At 73.3% G+C, this 20,123-nt stretch carries 15 protein-coding genes; 8 read left to right on the top strand and 7 right to left on the bottom strand.

Going from position 1 to position 20,123, the window contains the following annotated elements:
* Nucleotides 1-158: 158 nt before the first annotated feature.
* The 5 genes from ACFRAV_RS29200 to ACFRAV_RS29180 are packed head-to-tail and all read right to left on the bottom strand — an operon-like array spanning nucleotide 159 to nucleotide 5,730.
* On the bottom strand, nucleotides 159-1,502 hold the full coding sequence (locus tag ACFRAV_RS29200; RefSeq protein ID WP_382559941.1) for a DUF58 domain-containing protein: 1,344 nt from the start codon (nucleotides 1,500-1,502) through the stop codon (nucleotides 159-161).
* Nucleotides 1,502-2,518, bottom strand: coding sequence for a MoxR family ATPase (locus ACFRAV_RS29195; protein WP_351117667.1), 1,017 nt, complete (start codon nucleotides 2,516-2,518; stop codon nucleotides 1,502-1,504). Before ACFRAV_RS29195 ends, ACFRAV_RS29200 begins: the two co-directional genes overlap by 1 nt.
* Nucleotides 2,515-3,714: a DUF4350 domain-containing protein gene (locus ACFRAV_RS29190; RefSeq protein ID WP_382559938.1), complete on the bottom strand. Its 1,200-nt coding sequence runs from the start codon at nucleotides 3,712-3,714 to the stop codon at nucleotides 2,515-2,517. Before ACFRAV_RS29190 ends, ACFRAV_RS29195 begins: the two co-directional genes overlap by 4 nt.
* On the bottom strand, nucleotides 3,711-4,442 hold the full coding sequence (locus ACFRAV_RS29185) for a DUF4129 domain-containing protein (protein ID WP_382559935.1): 732 nt from the start codon (nucleotides 4,440-4,442) through the stop codon (nucleotides 3,711-3,713). The genes ACFRAV_RS29190 and ACFRAV_RS29185 overlap by 4 nt, the downstream gene beginning before the upstream one ends.
* A 4-nt stretch (nucleotides 4,443-4,446) precedes the next feature.
* Nucleotides 4,447-5,730 (bottom strand): glycerophosphoryl diester phosphodiesterase membrane domain-containing protein, encoded by a 1,284-nt coding sequence (locus tag ACFRAV_RS29180; RefSeq protein WP_382559932.1) that lies wholly within the window; start codon nucleotides 5,728-5,730, stop codon nucleotides 4,447-4,449.
* Nucleotides 5,731-5,900: 170 nt separating this feature from the next.
* Between ACFRAV_RS29180 and mtnA the strand changes: the two genes are divergently transcribed.
* The 7 genes from mtnA to ACFRAV_RS29145 all read left to right on the top strand — a co-directional run bounded on the left by mtnA (nucleotide 5,901) and on the right by ACFRAV_RS29145 (nucleotide 15,114).
* Nucleotides 5,901-7,001 (top strand): S-methyl-5-thioribose-1-phosphate isomerase, encoded by a 1,101-nt coding sequence (gene mtnA, locus ACFRAV_RS29175; RefSeq protein WP_382559929.1) that lies wholly within the window; start codon nucleotides 5,901-5,903, stop codon nucleotides 6,999-7,001.
* Between the two features lie 122 nt (nucleotides 7,002-7,123).
* On the top strand, nucleotides 7,124-7,813 hold the full coding sequence (gene mtrA / locus ACFRAV_RS29170; protein WP_351117672.1) for a two-component system response regulator MtrA: 690 nt from the start codon (nucleotides 7,124-7,126) through the stop codon (nucleotides 7,811-7,813).
* A 1-nt stretch (nucleotide 7,814) separates the two neighbouring features.
* Nucleotides 7,815-10,115, top strand: a complete 2,301-nt coding sequence (gene mtrB, locus ACFRAV_RS29165) for an MtrAB system histidine kinase MtrB (RefSeq protein ID WP_382559925.1) — start codon at nucleotides 7,815-7,817, stop codon at nucleotides 10,113-10,115.
* 127 nt (nucleotides 10,116-10,242) lie between these two features.
* Nucleotides 10,243-12,159 carry an LpqB family beta-propeller domain-containing protein gene (locus tag ACFRAV_RS29160; protein WP_382559922.1) on the top strand — a complete coding sequence of 639 codons (1,917 nt, stop codon included), beginning with the start codon at nucleotides 10,243-10,245 and terminating at the stop codon, nucleotides 12,157-12,159.
* 241 nt (nucleotides 12,160-12,400) lie between these two features.
* Nucleotides 12,401-13,084 carry a ComF family protein gene (locus tag ACFRAV_RS29155; RefSeq protein WP_382559943.1) on the top strand — a complete coding sequence of 228 codons (684 nt, stop codon included), beginning with the start codon at nucleotides 12,401-12,403 and terminating at the stop codon, nucleotides 13,082-13,084.
* Nucleotides 13,085-13,452: 368 nt separating this feature from the next.
* Nucleotides 13,453-14,151: a ribosome hibernation-promoting factor, HPF/YfiA family gene (gene hpf / locus ACFRAV_RS29150; RefSeq protein ID WP_382559919.1), complete on the top strand. Its 699-nt coding sequence runs from the start codon at nucleotides 13,453-13,455 to the stop codon at nucleotides 14,149-14,151.
* Nucleotides 14,152-14,367: 216 nt separating this feature from the next.
* Complete coding sequence (locus ACFRAV_RS29145; protein WP_351117676.1) at nucleotides 14,368-15,114, top strand: response regulator transcription factor; 747 nt, start codon at nucleotides 14,368-14,370, stop codon at nucleotides 15,112-15,114.
* A gap of 35 nt (nucleotides 15,115-15,149) precedes the next feature.
* Here ACFRAV_RS29145 and ACFRAV_RS29140 read toward each other — a convergent pair whose 3' ends face one another.
* Both ACFRAV_RS29140 and ACFRAV_RS29135 read right to left on the bottom strand, forming a co-directional pair.
* Entirely contained in the window at nucleotides 15,150-16,355 is a 1,206-nt protein-coding gene (locus ACFRAV_RS29140; protein ID WP_382559914.1) for a winged helix-turn-helix domain-containing protein, read from the bottom strand.
* Between the two features lie 9 nt (nucleotides 16,356-16,364).
* Nucleotides 16,365-16,949, bottom strand: coding sequence for a GNAT family N-acetyltransferase (locus ACFRAV_RS29135; RefSeq protein ID WP_382559912.1), 585 nt, complete (start codon nucleotides 16,947-16,949; stop codon nucleotides 16,365-16,367).
* Nucleotides 16,950-17,249: 300 nt separating this feature from the next.
* Here ACFRAV_RS29135 and secA point away from each other — a divergent pair, with 300 nt between their 5' ends.
* Nucleotides 17,250-20,060 carry a preprotein translocase subunit SecA gene (secA, locus tag ACFRAV_RS29130; protein WP_382559910.1) on the top strand — a complete coding sequence of 937 codons (2,811 nt, stop codon included), beginning with the start codon at nucleotides 17,250-17,252 and terminating at the stop codon, nucleotides 20,058-20,060.
* Nucleotides 20,061-20,123 lie beyond the last annotated feature (63 nt).

The raw sequence follows: 20,123 nt of genomic DNA, 5'->3' as shown, positions 1-20,123 counted from the left end.
ACTGCAGGGGGGACCCTGTGGGAGAGTAGGACGCCGCCGAACAAATATTGGGAAAGCCCCCGCACATTGTGCGGGGGCTTTCTGCATTTCCGGAGCAGTTGCACGAGGAGACACACGAAGGGGGGTGCCCGACCGGGCACCCCCCTTTTTTTCGTTTTCTAGAGCCGTCCCGCCGCCTTGAGGGCGAGGTAGGCGTCGGCGAGAGCCGGCGCGAGGTCCTCGGGGGCGGCGTCGACGACCGTGACGCCGTGACGGCGGAGTTGTTCGGCGACGTGGTGGCGTTCCTCGCGGGCCTGGGCGGCCGAGGCGGCGCCGTAGACGGCCTCGACGCTGCCGCGGCCCTCGGCCATCTCGGCGACGTGCGGGTCGGCCACGGAGGCGACCAGCAGCGTGTGCTGCTGCGTCAGGCGGCTCAGCACCGGCAGGAGTCCCTCTTCCAGGGGTGCACGGTCCAGGGCGGTCAGGAGGACGATCAGGGAGCGACGCGGGGCCGCGGCCACGGCCGTGGTGACGAGGCCCCGTGCGTCGGTCTCGACCAGTTCGGGTTCCAGGTTGGCCATGGCCGCGACCAGCGAGGCGAGCAGGTCGTCGGCGGTGTGGCCCTGGACGCGGGCCCGCACCCGGCGGTCGTAGGCGAGGAAGCCGACCCGGTCGCCGGCCTTGGAGGCCAGGGCGGCGAGGAGCAGGGCCGCGTCCATGGAGGAGTCCAGCCGGGGGGCGTCGCCCACGCGTCCGGCCGAGGTGCGTCCGGTGTCGAGGACCAGGTGCACGTGACGGTCCCGCTCGGGACGCCAGGTGCGGACGGCCACCGACTGCCGGCGCGCGGTGGCCCGCCAGTCGATGGACCGGGTGTCGTCCCCGGGGACGTACTCCCGCAGGCTGTCGAACTCGGTGCCCTCGCCGCGGGTGAGGACGCTGGTGCGGCCGTCCAGTTCGCGCAGACGGGCGAGCTTGGACGGGAGGTGCTTGCGGCTGTGGAACGGCGGCAGCACGCGCACCGACCACGGCACCTGGTGGCTGCCCTGACGGGCCCACAGACCCAGCGGCCCGTAGGAACGGACGGTCACCCGGTCCGGGGAGCGGTCGCCGCGCCGGGTGGGGCGCAGCCGGGTGGTGAACCTGCGGCGTTCGCCCGCGGGGACGTCGAGGACGTGCCGTGAGGGGTCGCCGCCCGGAGTGTCCGCCTGGCCGACGCCCGCGGTGTGGGTGTCGGCGGGCCAGCTGCTGGGCTGCCAGGCGTCCCTCAGATGGCCCTTGAGGGGCCGGCGGGAGGGGTTGGTGACGGTGAGGGTCACCTCGGCGGTGTCGCCGAGACGGACGGAGGTGTCGCCGGAGCGGCTCAGGCGCAGGCGCCGGACGGGGGCGGCCAGCGCGAAGTCGCAGGCGCAGGCCGCCGCCAGGGTGCCGTTCACGGCGAGGACGCCGGTCCAGCTGGGTTCCAGCAGGCCGACCGGGAGTGAGCCGATGGCCGCCAGGAGGGCGGCCCGTCCGGTGAGCGCCATCAGCGCGGCACCGGAACCTGGGCGAGAACGGCGGTGATGACGGAGTCCGCGGTGACACCTTCCATCTCGGCCTCGGGCCGCAGCTTGACCCGGTGGCGCAGGGTGGGGAGGGCGAGGGCCTTCACGTCGTCGGGGATGACGTAGTCGCGGCCGGTGAGCCAGGCCCAGGCGCGTGCGGTGGAGAGCAGTGCGGTGGCGCCGCGCGGGGAGACGCCGAGGGCCAGGGAGGGCGACTCGCGGGTGGCGCGGCAGACGTCGACGACGTACGCGGCTATGTCGGGGGAGACGGTGGTCTTCGCGACGGCGGCGCGGGCGGCCTCGATGTCGGCGGCGGAGGCCACCGGGCGCAGTCCCGCGGCGGTCAGGTCGCGCGGGTCGAAGCCGGAGGCGTGCCGGGTGAGGACGCCGATCTCGTCGTCGCGGGAGGGCAGCGGCACGGTGAGCTTGAGCAGGAAGCGGTCGAGCTGGGCTTCCGGCAGCGGGTAGGTGCCCTCGTACTCGACGGGGTTCTGGGTCGCGGCGACCAGGAACGGCTCGGGCAGCGGGCGGGGCGTGCCGTCGACGGTGACCTGGCGTTCCTCCATGGCCTCCAGGAGGGAGGACTGCGTCTTCGGAGGGGTGCGGTTGATCTCGTCGGCGAGCAGCAGGTTGGTGAAGACCGGGCCGGCCTGGAAGGAGAACTCGGCGTTGCGGGTGTCGTAGACCAGTGAGCCGGTGACGTCGGCGGGCATCAGGTCGGGGGTGAACTGGACGCGCTTGGTGTCCAGTCGCAGGGAGGCCGCGAGGGAGCGGACGAGGAGGGTCTTGGCGACGCCGGGGACGCCTTCGAGGAGGACGTGGCCGCGGCAGAGCAGGGCGACGACCAGGCCGGTGACGGCGGGGTCCTGGCCGACGACGGCCTTGCCGATCTCTGCCCGCAGGCTCTCCAGGGCGGCCCGCGGGTCGCCGGTGGGCGCGGTGGTGTCGGCGGTGGGCTGCCAGGAGCCGGGGGTGATGTCGGCGGTCGGGTCCGTCATGGACGGCTTACCTCTCTTTCGAGGGCGTCGAGTCGGTCGGCGAGGGAGACGAGGGCCGCGTCGTCGCCGGGCGGCGGGCCGAAGAGAAGTTCCTGGAGGGTGGCGGCCCGCAGGGGGTCGCCGACGCGGGCGGCCACGGCGGGCAGCAGGACCTCCGCGGAGTGGGCGCGTGCGACGGGGACGCCGGTCAGCGGGGCCAGGCGCAGGCGGGTGGCCCCGCGCAGCGCTTCGGCGGCCCGGTCGCGGGCCTTGGCGGCGTGGTAGAGGCGGGCGCGGCCCTCGGTGGTCTCCGAGGCGCGGACGACCACGGGCAGCGGTTCGGTGACCAGGGGGCCGAAGCGCCGGCCGCGCCAGAAGGCGGCCGCGGCGGCGGCGATCAGCAGCTGGAAGGCGGCCCACCGCCAGGAGGCGGGCAGCAGGGAGCCGACCTGGGACATGCCGTCCTGGTCCTCGGCGAGGGAGGGGATGTACCAGACGAGGTCGGGCCGGGAGCCGAGGAGGCCGAGGGCCAGGGAGGCGTTGCCGTGCTCGGCGAGGCGCTCGTTGGTCAGGAAGGCAGGTGATCCGACGACCACCGTGTCGCCGCCGGTCTTCGTCGGGGCGTCGGACGGGAGGCGGACCAGGGTGGGCAGGCCGTCGCTGAGGTAGCAGGAGTCGGCGTCCTGCGCGGTGACGCGGTAGCGGACGCCGGTCGTCCCGGCGTCGCCGGCCTGTTCGGCGGCGGGCAGGGCGCAGGAGGGCTCGGCGGTGTCCTCGAAGGCCGGGGTGGCGTCGGCGGCGACGCCGGGGGCCAGGGTGCCGGTGGAGACGTCCGGGGCCAGCAGCACCAGGTTGCTGCCGGTGGCGGTGGCGGCGTCGCGCAGGGAGCCGGCCTGGGCCTCGGTGAGCAGGTCGGGGACGGCGACCAGCAGGGTGGTGTCCGGTCCCATGGCGGAGGTGGCGTCGTCAAGGGTGGTGACGGTGCGGGTCTCGACGCCGTGGTCGCCCAGCACCTCGGCGACGGCCTTCGCTCCGCCGGCGCTCGGGGAGCGGGGGTCGAGCGGGCCGTGGTTCGCCGAGCGGGCCGCGGCCATGACGATGCCGGCGACGACGAGGACGGCCAGGACGAGCAGGATGCCCCGTCCGCGGGTCCACAGGTGGCGGGCGGTGGGCGAGGTGGAGGTGCCGCCCTCGGGACGGTGCGCGGTGGTGGTCATTCGGCGGCTCCCGGGCTGGTCCAGCCGGCGCGGGAGGCCGCCGCGGCGTCGGCGAGCAGGGGGGTGGCCCTGCGCAGGTCGGCGTCGAGGAGGGCGGTGCGCCGGTAGGTGTCCTCGGTGGCGGTGCGGCCGCCGTAGGTGACGTCGTCGAAGTCGCGGGCTGCGGCGTGCAGCCGGTCCGCGTGGCCGGGGAGGACCCGGCCGGCCTCGGCGGCGGCCTCGTCCGCGGTGCGGCCGGGGCGGACGTCGAGCAGGGTGCGTTCCTCCAGGGAGCGGACCAGGGCGCGGGTGTGCTCCTGGACGGCGCGGGTCCAGTCGCCGCGGGCGGCTGCCTCCTCGGCGGCCGTGCGGTGTGCGGCGGCGCTGCGCGGGCCGTCGGCGAACAGCGCGTCCTGCGCGGCGGCCGCCGGGCGGCGTCCGGGCAGGCCGAGGCGCATGACGAGCAGGACCAGCAGCAGGAGCACCGCCCCGAGGAGCAGCCAGAGGCCGGTGTGGCCTCCGGGCGCGAGGGAGGAGGCCCGGTCGAAGAGGTCGGAGACGGCTTCGCCGAGCCACCGCAGGGCGCGCTCGAGGAGGCCGGGGTCGTCCTGGTGGTAGACGCCCTTGGACAGCTCCCTCTCGGCCTCCTCCCGCGCGGGGTCGCGCGGGAGGGTGACCGGAGGGCCGTCGTCGGACGTGGTGTGTGCGGAGGCCGCGACGAGCGCGGCCGTTCCCCCCGCCCAGCTCACCGCATCAGCTCCCCGTGCCGGTGGCGAGGCCGGTGGCGCGGGCGAGCTCCAGGTCGAGCGCCTCGCGGCGGATGCGGCGGTCGATGTAGAGGAGCACGGTGACGCCGGCGGCGAAGGGCAGGGTGATCGTCTGGGCGATCACGCCGCCGATGCTGGTGAACACGTAGTAGGTCGCCCCGAAGGAGTCGAGTTCGCCGCCGAAGTACGAGCTCGGCGAGAAGCCGTCGAGGATCATGCCCAGCACCTCGAACGGCATCTGGACCATGAAGGCGAGCATCCCGGCGATGAGCGAGGCGAGCAGCTGGATGCCGAAGACGCGCCACCAGGAGCCCTTGACGAGCTTGGTGGAGCGGGTCATCGACCGGAACACGGGCTGCTTCTCGAGGATCAGCGCCGGCGAGGCGAGGGACCACTTGAAGTTGAGCCAGGTGACCAGCGGGAGGGAGGCGAAGAGGCCCAGCATGATCAGCAGGAACCCGGCGGGCCTGGCCTCCTCGGAGATCAGCAGGAGGATGCCGGGGAGCAGGCAGCCCACGGCCACGGCGACGAGGATCGTCGGGATCAGGACGGTGAGACCGACGAGGCGGAAGAACTGGGGCTTCGAGGTCCGCCATGCCTGGCCGACCGTCGCGGGCCGGCCGAGGACCGCCTGGCTGATCACCGGGGTGAGCAGGGCGGAGGCCGCGGTGGTGCCGAGAAGCATGACGACCAGGGCGACCAGGTAGACGGCGGCCGTCGCGGCCATCAGGCCGGGGAGGTCCTCGGCGTCGACGGCGGCCGGGTCGGAGCTGAGGGTGTTCAGGTCGTCGAGGAGGCTGAGGGCGCCGAGGAGCGACAGGCCCTGGGTGATCAGGGCGACGACGAAGGAGATGCCGAGGACGGGGCGCCAGTAGGTGCGCATGGTGGCGATCGCGCCGTCGAGGATCTCGCCGAGGCCGAGCGGGCGGAGCGGGACCACGCCGGGCTTGGGGGCGAGCGGAGGTCCCCACCCGGGCCCGGGCGGCCCGTAGGGAGCGCCGCCGTAGGGAGCACCGTAGGGAGCGCCGCCGGGCGGGGCGCCGCCGTAGGGTCCGCCGCCGTACGGGGCTCCGTGCTGGGGCGCGCCGGGGTGGGGGGCGCCCTGCGGGGGAGCGTCCTGGTACGGCCCGCCCTGGTGCGGCACGCCGGGGCCGGGCTGGGGCGCGGCGGCGGGCGGGGGCTGCTCCTTGGACCACTGGGGACCCTGCTCGCCGCTGGGGTCGCCGGCCGGAGAGGATCCGGGCGAGGTCCAGCCCGGCGAGTCGTTCATGGTCGCTCCTTCAGGGTGCTGCCGCGATCGCGGCGCAGGTCAGGTCATCGTGCCATGTGCACGCCCGGGGGTGGACGGGGTGTGGACGATCGGGACGGGACCGAGACAGGACGGTGGCGCGGAGTCGTGATCGCCTTACTGGCGCGGCTGTTTCGGGGAAGACTGACGGCATGGCTGATCACGGCGTGCGACCTGGCGGCAGCGGACGGACCGACGGCATACCCCTGATCCCGGCGCTTCGCTGGGAGGAGCCCCCGGAGGGGCCGGTGGTGGTGCTCCTGGACCAGACACGGCTGCCGGCCGAGGAGTCGGAACTGATCTGTACGGACGCGGCCGCGCTGGTCGGGGCGATCCGTTCGCTGGCGGTGCGCGGGGCGCCGCTGCTGGGGATCGCGGGCGCCTACGGGGTGGCGCTGGCGGCGGCGCGCGGGTTCGACGTGGAGCAGGCGGCGGGGGCGCTGGCGGGCGCACGGCCCACCGCGGCGAACCTGGAGGGCGGGGTGCGGCGGGCGAAGGCCGCGTACGACGCCGCGTTGGCCGCGGGCGGCGGCCCGGTCGGCGCGGCGAAGGCGGCGCTGGACGCGGCGCGTGCGTTGCACCGGGAGGACGCGCGGGCCTCCGAGCGGATGGCGGAGCTCGGGCTGACGCTGCTGGACGAGCTGCGGCCGGGCGGCGGGCACCGCATCCTGACGCATTGCAACACCGGTGCGCTGGTGTCGGGTGGCGAGGGCACGGCCTTCGGTGTGGCGCTGGCCGCGCACCGGGTGGGCCGGCTGCGGCGGCTGTGGGTGGACGAGACGCGGCCGCTGCTGCAGGGCGCGCGGCTGACGGCGTGGGAGGCGGCGCGGCAGCGGATGGCGTACACGCTGCTCGCGGACAATGCGGCGGGTTCGCTGTTCGCGGCCGGGGAGGTGGACGCCGTGGTGGTGGGGGCGGACCGGATCGCGGCGGACGGCTCGGTGGCCAACAAGGTGGGGACGTATCCGCTGGCGGTGCTGGCGCGGTACCACCACGTGCCGTTCGTGGTGGTGGCGCCGTGGACCACGGTGGACGTGCACACGCCGGACGGGGCGTCGGTCGAGGTGGAGCAGCGGGCCGGGCGGGAGGTCACCGAGGTGGCGGGCGTGGTGGTCGCGCCGCTGGGGACGCAGGCCCACAACCCGGCGTTCGACGTGACGCCGCCGGAGCTGGTGACGGCGATCGTGACCGAGCGTGGCGTGCTGTCACCGGTGACGGCGGAGGGGATTGCCGCGTTGCAGGGCGGCGCGTAAGGTCCGGCGGCGCGCAGCGCGTACGGTTCGTCGTACGAACGGCTTGTCCCGGACACCGATAGCGGTGACGGACACACGTGACCTCGCTCACCAAGCGTCCCGGTCACCGTTATCGGAATGGGATGATGTGGTTTATGAAGGGACGAGTCCTTGTCGTCGATGACGACACCGCACTGGCCGAGATGCTCGGGATCGTGCTGCGTGGAGAAGGCTTCGAGCCGGCCTTCGTGGCCGACGGCGACAAGGCGCTGGCCGCTTTCCGGGAGGCGAAGCCCGACCTGGTGCTGCTGGACCTGATGCTGCCCGGACGGGACGGCATCGAGGTCTGCCGGCAGATCCGGGCGGAGTCCGGCGTGCCGATCGTGATGCTGACCGCGAAGAGCGACACCGTCGACGTGGTGGTGGGCCTGGAGTCCGGGGCCGACGACTACGTGGTGAAGCCGTTCAAGCCGAAGGAGCTGGTCGCCCGCATCCGGGCGCGGCTGCGGAGGTCGGAGGAGCCCGCTCCCGAGCAGCTGACCATCGGCGACCTGGTGATCGACGTGGCCGGGCACTCGGTGAAGCGGGACGGCCAGGCCATCGCGCTGACGCCGCTGGAATTCGACCTGCTGGTCGCGCTCGCCCGCAAGCCGTGGCAGGTGTTCACCCGTGAGGTGCTCCTGGAGCAGGTGTGGGGCTACCGCCACGCCGCCGACACCCGCCTGGTCAACGTCCACGTGCAGCGTCTGCGCTCGAAGGTCGAGAAGGACCCCGAGCGCCCGGAGATCGTGGTGACCGTGCGTGGCGTCGGATACAAGGCGGGGCCGAGCTGACATGCCCGGGGCTCTGCTCGCGGGCGGGCTGCTGCAGGGCGGCGTCCAGGGCAGTCCCGTCCTGAGGCTGCTGCTGCGCTGGGTCCGCCGGCCGTTGCTGCCCGTCATACGTCTGTGGCGGCGCAACATCCAGCTCAAGGTGATCGTCACCACGCTGCTGATGTCGCTCGGCGTGGTGCTGCTGCTCGGCTTCGTGGTGATCGGGCAGGTCCGCAACGGCCTGCTCGACGCCAAGGTGAACGCCGCGCAGAGCCAGGCCGCCGGAGGGTTCGCGGCGGCCAAGACGCGGGCCGACGAGGAGGCCGGGCGGGCGTCCGGCACCGGGGCGGCCGACGTGCCGGGGGAGGGCGAGGCGGCCGGATCGGGCCCCATCCCGTGGACCACCGACCTGCTCGACTCCTTGTCCAGCGGCGGGCAGGGCGCGTACGACGTGGTGATCCTGCCGGTCGCCGACACGTTCGGCAGCCCGCGTTCCTCGGGCACCGTCGAGGCCGAGGCGTCCATACCCAAGGCCCTGAGCCAGCGCCTCGAGGACAGCTCGCTGGCCGCGCAGAGCTACACGCGGGTCGTCTACAAGGAGGCCAGGGCCTCCCAGCCGGCGCTGGTCATCGGCAAGCAGATCATCGACCCCGAGGGTGAGCCGTACCAGCTGTACTTCCTCTTCCCGCTCACCCAGGAGGAGAAGTCGCTGACCCTGGTCAAGACCACGCTGGCGACCGCCGGGGTGTTCGTGGTGGGCCTGCTCGGCGCCATCGCCTGGCTGGTGGTGCGCCAGGTGGTCACGCCGGTGCGGATGGCCGCCGGGGTCGCCGAACGGCTGTCGGCGGGCCGGCTCCAGGAACGGATGAAGGTCACCGGCGAGGACGACATCGCGCGGCTCGGCGAGGCCTTCAACAAGATGGCGCAGAACCTCCAGCTGAAGATCCAGCAGCTCGAGGAGCTGTCGCGGATGCAGCGCCGGTTCGTCTCCGACGTCTCGCACGAGCTGCGTACCCCGCTGACCACCGTGCGGATGGCGGCCGACGTCATCCACGAGGCGCGGGAGGACTTCGACCCGGTGACCGCGCGTTCCGCGGAGCTGCTGGCGGACCAGGTGGACCGGTTCGAGTCGCTGCTCGCCGACCTGCTGGAGATCAGCCGGTTCGACGCGGGCGCGGCGGCCCTGGAGGCCGAGCCGACCGACCTGCGGGACGTGGTGCGGCGGGTGGTGGGCGGCGCCGAGCCGCTCGCCGAGCGCAAGGGCACCCGGATACGCGTGGTGGGCGACCGGCAGCCGGTCGTCGCCGAGGTGGACGCGCGGCGCGTGGAGCGGGTGCTGCGCAACCTGGTCGTCAACGCGGTCGAGCACGGTGAGGGCAAGGACGTGGTGGTGCGGCTCGCCTCGGCGGGCGGCGCCGTCGCCGTGGCGGTCCGCGACTACGGCGTGGGTCTCAAGCCGGGCGAGGCGACCCGGGTGTTCAGCCGCTTCTGGCGGGCCGACCCGGCGCGTGCGCGTACCACCGGCGGCACCGGTCTGGGGCTGTCGATAGCCCTGGAGGACGCGCGGCTGCACGGTGGGTGGCTGCAGGCGTGGGGCGAGCCGGGCGGCGGTTCCCAGTTCCGTCTGACGCTGCCGCGCACCGCGGACGAGCCGCTGCGGGGTTCCCCGATACCGCTGGAGCCGCGTGACTCGCGGCAGTCCCGCCGTGCCCGTGAGGCGGCGCGGGCGCAGCAGCCGGTGACCGTGGACGGCGTGACCTCGTCGTCGGCGCAGGGCGGGGGCCGGGCCACGGTGCCCGTGCAGCCCGCCGGTGACCGGCTGCCGCCGCGGGGGACGCAGGTGGCCCGGCGGCCCGGTCCCGCGGCCGACCCGGCCGCGCTGCCGGGCGACAGCGCGCGGGTGGTGTCCTGCCCGTCGGTTCCGGTGCAGCCCACGGCGGGCCGGTCGGCGTCGGTCCTGCCGTCCGCCGCGACGGGGGACGGGACGGACCGCCCGGTGGACGACAGGCCGTCCGCCGCGGTGGAGGAGGGGACGTCCGCCGGGGTGGACGGCAGGGCGGTGAAGAGCCTACGGGGGAACGACGGCCCGGGGAACGCCCACCGGCAGGCGAACGACGGCCTGGGGAACGGTCGGCAGGGCAACGACGGCCCGGCGGCGAGCCGTGGCGCGGCGCGCGGCGCCGCGGTGGACGCCGTGGGCGGCACCGGGCACGGCTCCGCCGACGGCGGGGCGGACGGCGGCGCGGACGCCGCGGGTCCGGACCGGCGGGGATCACGGCCGGGAGCACCGGCGGAGCAGGAAGAGGCGACTCGTGGGGGCTGACACCTCTGTCACGGCCGAGCGGGCCGGCAGGGCCGGCGGAGGGGTTCGTGCGGCCCGCCGCCGGGGACCGGGGCGCGCGGCGGTCGCCGCGGCGTGCGGCGTCGTGCTGCTCGCCGGATGCGCCTCCATGCCCGACAGCGGCGACCTGCGGGACGTGCAGCTGAGCCAGCGGCAGGACGCGCAGGTGCGGGTCTTCGCCGTGCCGCCGCGCGAGGACGCCCGGCCGTTTCAGATCGTTCGCGGTTTCCTCGAGGCGCTCACCAGCGACGACCTCGGGTACGAGACGGCGCGCAAGTACCTGACCCCCCGCTCCGCCCGCACCTGGCGGCCGGAGCTGTCGACGACCGTCCTCGCCAGCGGCCCTCTGCCGGAACCCAGCCGCTCCGACCGGTGGGAGAAGAACGCCGACGAGTTGAACTACACGCTCTCCGGCACCCGGGTGGCCGCGGTGGACGCCCAGCAGGCCTACGCCCCGGCCGACGGCGAGTACCAGGAGGTCGTCACCCTCAGACGGGACGCCAAGTCCGGGCAGTGGCGCATCGACCGGCTGCCCCAGGGCATCGTGATGGGCCAGTCCGACTTCCACCGCAACTACACCTCCGTCAGCCGGTATTACTTCCCCGCGTCCACCGCCGACGGCGGCGGCGGCCAGCACGTCGTCGCCGACCCGGTGCAGGTGCGCAAGGTGGACCCGCTGACCGGCATCGTGCGCGCGCTGCTGGCCGGACCCACCGACTGGCTCTCGCCGGCGGTGCGTACCCGCTTCCCCTCCGGGACCGCGCTCGGTGACGGCGTCACCTCGCTGACCCCCGACGACGAGGGGAAGCTGACCGTCCCGCTGAACGCCGACGCCGCGGCCGCCGGCCACAACGCCTGCGAGATGATGGCGGCCCAGACGCTGCTCACCCTGCAGGGCTACTCCCCGACCGGAGTGAAGTCGGTCGAGCTGAAGTCCGGCGAGCGTCGTCTGTGCGGGATCGACGAGGAGCGGGCCGAGTTCTACGGGCCGCGGGGGGCCGAGAACCCGCCGGAGTACCTGTACTTCGTGGACGGCGAGCACCGGCTGGTGCGGATCGACGCCGAGTACCGGGACGCGCCGGAGCCGGACGACACCCCGGCCGAGGACTCCGGGCAGTCCGAGGAGGCGGGGGACCGCGACGCGGGCCGGGACGCGGGCCGGGACGCCGAGGGGGAGGACGCGGACCCGTCCGCCTCGCCCGGCGACACCGCGGCCGAGGACGCCGCGCGGGCCGAGGCCGCCGGGGTCGAGCCGGTGCCCGGCGTGTTCGGCGCCGGTACGACCCCGCTGCGGTCCGTCGCGGTCTCCCGGGACGAGCGCACCGTCGCGGGCGTGCACCTGGACGGGAGCAGGCTGTACGTCGGCCCCCTCGGGGTGGACGGCGAGGACCTTGGGGGGCCGGTGCTGAAGAGCGCGGGCAGCTCCGAGCACGACCGGCTGACCGCTCCCAGCTGGGACGCGCGCGGGGACCTGTGGATCGCCGACCGGGACCCCGGGAAGCCGCGGCTGCTGATGCTGCCCGCCGGCACCGGCAAGCCCGTGGAGGTGGCGATCCCGGAGATCGAGGGCCGGGTGGAGGCCGTACGGGTGGCCGCCGACGGTGTGCGGATCGCGCTGGTGGTCGCCAAGGAGGACAAGCGGTCGCTGTGGATCGGCCGTATCGACCGGCGGAACGGCAAGGACGGCACCAAGAACCGGCTGCTCGTGTCGGTGGTGGACCCGCGGGCGGTCGCGCCGCGCTTCGAGGACGTCGCCGCGATGTCCTGGGCGGGCCCCGACCGGCTGGTCGTCGCCGGGCGGGAACAGGGCGGCGTCCAGCAGATGCGGTACATCCGCGTCGACGGGTCGGCCGTCACCGGGATGGCGCCGGCCGCGCTGTCGGGCGTGCGGGAGATCGCCGCGTCGGAGGACGAGGAGTCGCCGCTGACGGCGTTCTCCGGGACCGACGGGCTGGTCCGGCTGCCGTCGGGGGCGCAGTGGAAGCAGATCGTCACGAAGGCCATGAGCCCGGTATATCCCGGCTGAGGGACTGACCCGGGAGTTTTCCACAGGGGCGAGGGGTGCGGGTGACGGTCGTCCGCGCCCCTCGCGGAGTTTTCCACAGGCGTGCGCGCTGATCGGTTCTCCGGCGCACAGTGGCTCCATGGACGACGTGGACGGCATGGACGGCATGGACGGCCCGGGCGGCATGGACGACGTGGGGAACGGGCGGGGTCCGGCGGGCCTGTCGGGTCCCGGGGACTGGTGGCGGGCGCTGGCCGAGCTGATGCTGCCGGGTGAGTGCGCGGGCTGCGGAGCGCCGCGGTCGACGCTGTGCGAGCGATGCCGGCGGGCGCTGGCGCGGGGCTCGCCCCGGCCGGTGCGTCCCAGGGACGCGCCCGGCGGTCTGCCGCCGGTGTGGGCGGCCGTGCCGTACGCCGACGCGGTGCGGTCCGTCCTGCTGGCGCACAAGGAGCGCGGTGCGCTGCCGCTCGCCGGTCCGCTGGGCGAGGCGCTGGCCGTCGCGGTCCGCGCCGCCCTGCGCGACGGGGCGGCTTCGCGGGACGGGCCGGTGGTGCTGGTGCCCGTGCCGTCGGCGCGACGGGCGGTGCGGGTGCGCGGGCACGACCCGGCGCGGCGGATCGCCGTCTCGGCGGCCGGGGCGCTGCGGAGGTCGGGGACGCCGGCCCGGACCGCGGCGGTGCTCCGTCAGCGGCGGGCGGTGGCCGACCAGGCGGGCCTGGACGCGGCCGGGCGGCTGGCCAACCTGGCCGGCGCCCTGGAGATCCGGCCCGGCGGCGAGGCGCTGCTCGGCGCGGCCGGGCGGCTGCTGGTGGTGGACGACGTGACGACCACCGGGGCCTCCGTCGCCGAGGCGGCGCGTGTTCTGCGGGGCGTCGCGGAAAGGAAGGGAACGTGCGTTCCCTTTGCGGCGGCGGTCGTTGCGGCATCACCACTTTTCTTCGACTGAAACCGCGAGCGATGGAAATTCTCCGAATACCTCGCCTTGGTTGAATCGATCAACTGAACGGGCGGTGACCAGCGGATACGGCAGGGTTAATTTGCTTGAACGGAGGTATGTGGCGGTAACGGGTGACGACATCCGGCCGGGCGAGATATGTTCGGTAGTGAGGGAAAAGGCGCAGGCCATGCCCCTCCTGTCGCAATGCCGAGCCGCGGGGACACTGCCCCGTCCCGGCCTCCCCGGGATGGATGACGCGCCCGTGGGGGAGGAGGAGGTGGAGTCACCGAGTCCGAGGTTCCGGAGGTCGTCCGGAACCTGGTGCTAATGGGAGATGATCCGCCGGTGAGGCGGGCGATCCGGGAACGGAGTTCTGCGTGGACATCGTCGTCAAGGGCCGCAAGACCGAGGTGCCCGAGCGGTTCCGTAAGCACGTGGCCGAGAAGCTGAACCTGGAGAAGATCCAGAAGCTCGACGGCAAGGTGATGAGCCTCGACGTCGAGGTGTCCAAGGAGCCCAACCCGCGGCAGGCCGACCGCAGCGACCGGGTCGAGATCACACTCCGCTCACGCGGTCCGGTGATCCGGGCGGAGGCCTCCGCCGCCGACCCGTACGCGGCGCTCGACCTGGCGGCGGAGAAGCTGGGCGCCCGGCTGCGCAAGCAGCACGACAAGCGCTACACCCGACGCGGCGCCGGCCGCGTCTCCGCGGCCGAGGTGGCCGCCCATGTGCCCGACGCCGCGACGCTCGACGCCACGGGCGCGGTGGTGCCCTCCGTCGAGGAGCCCGAGGCCGTGCCCACCAAGCGCATCGGCTCCCTCGAGGTCCAGGGCGACGGACCGCTGGTGGTGCGCGAGAAGAACCACGTGGCCGCTCCGATGAGCCTCGACCAGGCGCTCTACGAGATGGAGTTGGTCGGCCACGACTTCTACCTCTTCGTCGACTCCGAGACCAAGGAGCCCAGTGTCGTCTACCGGCGGCACGGCTACGACTACGGCGTGATCCATCTTCGCACCGATCCGATGGTGGCGACCGGCGAGCCCTCCCCGGACGCGGGTGGGACGCTCGGCGGCTGAAGCCGCCCGGTGATGCCCCAGGTGCCCCTGGCGGGCGCGCGTGACGCGCCCCTCAGGGGCACCTGTGTGCGCCCCTGTGCCACGTGCGCGGTGGTGTGATCGACCCGCCGCCGGTCCGGGCATGGAATCATGGCGGCACGGCCCAACGGGCTGTTCACCGCCGCATGTTGACCGGGCGGCGGCTTGGACAGGCCTCAGCTCCATGGGGGAGGAACGATGGCGGACACCTTCGGACCGATGCGGGACGGGGGCGCCGGCGACAGCACGCCCGGCACCGAACCGGCCGCGGACGGAGGGCGCGAGGAGCCCATCCGGGTCCTGGTGGTGGACGACCACGCGCTCTTCCGGCGTGGCCTGGAGATCGTGCTGGCGGCCGAGGAGGACATCCAGGTCGTCGGGGAGGCCGGGGACGGCGCGGAGGCCGTCGACAAGGCGGCCGACCTGCTGCCCGACATCATCCTGATGGACGTCCGGATGCCCCGCCGCGGCGGGATCGAGGCCTGCACCTCCATCAAGGAGGTCGCCCCGAGCGCCAAGATCATCATGCTGACGATAAGCGACGAGGAGGCCGACCTCTACGACGCGATCAAGGCCGGCGCCACGGGCTATCTGCTCAAGGAGATCTCCACCGACGAGGTGGCGACCGCCATCCGCGCGGTCGCCGACGGGCAGTCGCAGATCAGCCCGTCGATGGCGTCCAAGCTGCTCACCGAGTTCAAGTCGATGATCCAGCGCACCGACGAGCGACGGCTGGTGCCGGCGCCCCGGCTCACCGACCGGGAGCTGGAGGTGCTCAAGCTGGTGGCCACCGGGATGAACAACCGGGACATCGCCAAGGAGCTGTTCATCTCCGAGAACACCGTGAAGAACCACGTGCGCAACATCCTGGAGAAGCTGCAGCTGCACTCCCGGATGGAGGCCGTGGTCTACGCGATGCGGGAGAAGATCCTCGAGATCCGCTGACGACCGCCGGCGTCTCCGCCGGCCCGGGCCGCGGATCAGGCCGTGAGCGCCGCGAGTTCGGCGACCAGGGGCTCGCGCAGCTCCGGCGCGTCCACCCGCTCCACCCGCACGTCGGCGCAGTCCACCCAGCTCGCCGCCTCGACCAGGGCGCGGGCGACGTCCCGCACCGCGCGGGGGCCGTCCAGAGAGACCTGCCGGGCCACCAGGGTGCGGCCGGAGCGGGCAGGGTCGACCCGGCCGACCAGGCGCCCGCCCGCCAGCACCGGCATGGCGAAGTAGCCGTACACCCGGCGGGCCTTGGGTGTGTAGGCCTCCAGCCGGTGGGTGAAGCCGAAGATCCGCTCGGTGCGCGCGCGTTCCCAGATCAGGGAGTCGAACGGCGAGAGCAGCGTGGTGCGGTGGCGGCCGCGGGGCGCCGTCTCCAGGGCCCGCGGGTCCGCCCACGCCGGGCGGCCCCAGCCCTCCACGGTGACCGGGACCAGGCCCGAGTCGCCGACCACCGCGTCGAACTGGTCGGCGCGCAGCCGGTGGTAGTCCGCGATGTCCGAGCGGGTGCCGACGCCCAGCGCCTGGCCCGCCTGGGCCACCAGGCGGCGCACGCACTCGGTGTCGTCCAGCTCGTCGTGCAGCAGGGCGTCGGGAACGGCGCGTTCGGCGAGGTCGTAGACGCGCTTCCAGCCGCGGCGCTCGACGCAGACCACCTCGCCGTACATCAGGGCGCGTTCCACGGCGACCTTGGAGGCGGACCAGTCCCACCACTCGCCGGTGCGCTTGGCGCCGCCGAGTTCGGTGGCGGTCAGCGGGCCCTCCGACTCCAGCTGCTTGATCACCTGGGCGTAGGCGCCCTCGGGAAGCTCGTGGTTCCACATGGGTCGGGCCCGGTAGGCGCGGCGGCGGAACGCGAAGTGCGGCCACTCCTCGACGGGGAGCACGCAGGCGGCGTGCGACCAGTACTCGAAGGAGTGGGGCCGGCCGTCGCCGTCCCGGCCCCAGTACGCCGACTCCACGGTCCCGCGGCCCACCGCGCCCAGGCGTGCGTAGGGCACGAGTTCGTGGGAGCGGGCCAGCACGGAGATGGTGTCGAGCTGCACCGCGCCGAGGTGCCGGAGTATGCCGCGCGCGCCGCCCCGGCGGTCGGGGGCGCCCAGCAGGCCCTGGGCGCGCAGGGCGATACGCCGGGCTTCGTCGGCGGAGAGCTCGGCGACGGGACGAGGACGAGAACGCGCGGACAGGGAGGCCATGACGGCACCTTAGAGGGCGGCGCCGACAGCCGGGGTCCGCTCGTCGAGGTCCGCGGGCAGCAGGGAGGCGATCCAGGCGTCGTGGCGGACGCCGCCGCTGACGATCGCCTGGCGCAGCACGCCCTCGTGGACGAAACCGCACCGGTCGGCGACCGCGCGGGAGGCGTCGTTGCCGAGCCCGGCGCGCCATTCGACGCGGGCCGCGCCGAGGGCCTCGAAGGCCCAGTGGCACAGGGCGAGGGCGGCCTCGGTGACGTGACCGCGGCCGCGGTGCTCCTTCACGGCCCAGAACCCGAGCTCGAAGGTGTCCTGGCCGCGCGACCTCAGGCCGAGGCAGGCGACGAGGTCGCCCGCGCCGCCCCGCCTGCCCGGGTCGGCGAGGAAGGCGCCGAAGACGTACTCGGCGCCCGAGGCCCAGGCGGCGGGGGCGATCTTCCCGGCGAAGGTGCGGGCGTGCTCGGGCAGGTAGGGGGAGGGGACGCCGGTCCAGCGCTGGATCTCGGGGTCCTGGCAGGCCGCGAGGACGGCGCCGGCGTCGCCCGGTCCGACGGGACGCAGGAGCAGGCGTTCGGTGCTGAGGGTGACCGGTTCCATCGACCGATTGTGCGGTCCGCGGGACGACGGTGACCACAGCATTTTCGCCCACAGTGATATCGGGGCCCGGGGGACGCCGTTTTCCGGCAATTCGGTCGCCCCGCGCGGCACTATCGGCCGCTCCCGCACGTTGTGTCCTGTTGGAAGCAGCTCGTGGCGGCCGTGCGTCGCGGGGTCCTCCGTTCCACCGGGGCGAAGCCAGACCTCCCGGCGTGGCGGGGTCCTCGCATACGATGGCCGTTGCTCAGCAGTACCAGCAAGCGACCGTCCCAGGCCCGACCGGCAAGGAGACCAGCCCCCGTGTCCGTCCTCTCGAAGATCATGCGTGCAGGCGAAGGCAAGATCCTGCGCAAACTGCACCGCATTGCGGACCAGGTCAACTCCATCGAAGAGGACTTCGTCAACCTCTCCGACGCCGAGCTGCGGGCCCTCACCGACGAGTACCGCGAGCGGTACCAGGACGGCGAGAGTCTGGACGACCTGCTCCCCGAGGCGTTCGCCACCGTGCGCGAGGCCGCCAAGCGCGTCCTCGGCCAGCGGCACTACGACGTGCAGCTGATGGGCGGCGCCGCCCTCCACCTCGGCTACGTCGCCGAGATGAAGACCGGTGAGGGCAAGACCCTCGTCGGTACCCTGCCCGCCTACCTCAACGCGATCTCCGGCAAGGGCGTCCACCTGATCACGGTGAACGACTACCTCGCCGAGCGCGACTCCGAGATGATGGGCCGGGTCCACAAGTTCCTGGGCCTCGAGGTGGGCTGCATCCTGGCGAACATGACGCCGGCCCAGCGCCGCGCGCAGTACGCCTGCGACATCACCTACGGCACGAACAACGAGTTCGGCTTCGACTACCTGCGCGACAACATGGCGTGGTCGAAGGACGAGCTGGTCCAGCGCGGCCACAACTTCGCGATCGTCGACGAGGTCGACTCGATCCTCGTGGACGAGGCGCGTACCCCGCTGATCATCTCGGGTCCGGCGGACCAGGCGACCAAGTGGTACGCCGACTTCGCCAAGCTGGTCACCCGCCTGAAGAAGGGTGAGCCCGGCAACCCGCTCAAGGGCCTGTCGGAGACCGGCGACTACGACGTCGACGAGAAGAAGCGCACGGTCGCCATCCACGAGTCCGGCGTCGCCAAGGTCGAGGACTGGCTGGGCATCGACAACCTCTACGAGTCGGTGAACACCCCGCTGGTCGGCTACCTGAACAACGCCATCAAGGCCAAGGAACTCTTCAAGAAGGACAAGGACTACGTCGTCATCGACGGCGAAGTCATGATCGTCGACGAGCACACCGGCCGTATCCTCGCCGGCCGCCGCTACAACGAGGGCATGCACCAGGCGATCGAGGCGAAGGAAGGGGTGCCGATCAAGGACGAGAACCAGACCCTCGCCACGATCACCCTCCAGAACTTCTTCCGCCTCTACGGCAAGCTCTCCGGCATGACCGGTACGGCGATGACCGAGGCCGCCGAGTTCCACCAGATCTACAAGCTCGGCGTGGTGCCGATCCCGACCAACCGGCCGATGGTCCGCAAGGACCAGTCGGACCTCATCTACCGCACCGAGGTCGCCAAGTTCGACGCGGTGGTCGACGACATCGCGGAGAAGCACACCAAGGGCCAGCCGATCCTGGTGGGTACCACCTCGGTCGAGAAGTCCGAGTACCTGTCGCAGCAGCTGTCCAAGCGCGGCGTGCAGCACGAGGTCCTCAACGCCAAGCACCACGAGCGTGAGGCGACGATCGTCGCGCAGGCCGGCCGCAAGGGCGCCGTCACGGTCGCCACCAACATGGCCGGCCGTGGTACCGACATCAAGCTCGGCGGCAACCCCGAGGACCTCGCCGAGGCCGAGCTGCGGCAGATGGGCCTCGACCCCGAGGAGCACATCGAGGAGTGGGCCGCCGCCCTCCCGGCCGCCATGGAGCGCGCCGAGGCCGCGGTCAAGGCGGAGAAGGACGAGGTGGAGCGCCTCGGCGGCCTCTACGTCCTCGGCACCGAGCGGCACGAGTCGCGCCGTATCGACAACCAGCTGCGCGGCCGTTCCGGCCGTCAGGGAGACCCGGGCGAGTCCCGCTTCTACCTGTCGCTGGGCGACGACCTGATGCGTCTGTTCAAGGCGCAGATGGTCGAGCGCGTGATGTCCATGGCGAACGTGCCGGACGACGTGCCGATCGAGAACAAGATGGTCACCCGCGCCATCGCCTCCGCCCAGTCGCAGGTCGAGCAGCAGAACTTCGAGGCGCGCAAGAACGTCCTGAAGTACGACGAGGTGCTCAACCGCCAGCGTGAGGTCATCTACAGCGAGCGTCGCCGGGTGCTGGAGGGCGAGGACCTGCAGGAGCAGATCCAGCACTTCATGAACGACACCATCGACGCGTACGTCTCCGCGGAGACCGCCGAGGGCTTCCCCGAGGACTGGGACCTGGACCGTCTGTGGGGCGCGTTCCGTCAGCTGTACCCGGTGAAGGTCACCGTCGAGGAGCTGGAGGAGGCGGCCGGCGAGCGTGCCGGTCTGACCGCCGACTTCATCTCCGAGTCCATCAAGGACGACATCCACGAGCAGTACGAGGCCCGCGAGGCGCAGCTCGGCTCGGAGATCATGCGTGAGCTCGAGCGCCGGGTCGTGCTGTCGGTGCTGGACCGCAAGTGGCGTGAGCACCTGTACGAGATGGACTACCTGCAGGAGGGCATCGGCCTGCGGGCGATGGCCCAGAAGGACCCGCTGGTCGAGTACCAGCGTGAGGGCTTCGACATGTTCACCGCCATGATGGAGGGCATCAAGGAGGAGTCCGTCGGCTACCTGTTCAACCTGGAGGTCCAGGTCGAGCAGCAGGTCGAGGAGGTCCCGGTCTCCGAGGACGCGCCGTCGCTGTCCAAGCAGGACGCGGTGCCGGCGGGTGCCCGCCCGGAGATCCGCGCCAAGGGTCTCGAGGCGCCGCAGCGGCCGGACCGGCTGCACTTCTCGGCGCCGACGGTCGACGGCGAGGGCGGGGTCGTCGAGGGCGACTTCACCAGCGACGGTGAGCCGGTGCGTTCCGAGGCGGACGGCCTGACGCGTGCCGAGCGTCGCAAGCAGCAGAAGGCCGCGGGGCGTCGCCGCAAGAAGTGACGCCGCACGGCGGGTGACCGCCGGGTGGTGACGACGAGGGGCCGGGTGCGCACAGCACCCGGC

This window comes from Streptomyces sp. NPDC056600 (assembly GCF_042792855.1).
Taxonomy (GTDB): Bacteria; Actinomycetota; Actinomycetes; order Streptomycetales; family Streptomycetaceae; genus Streptomyces.
The sequence above is the reverse complement of the archived record's forward strand: the minus strand, read 5'-3'. Positions and strand labels throughout refer to the sequence as shown.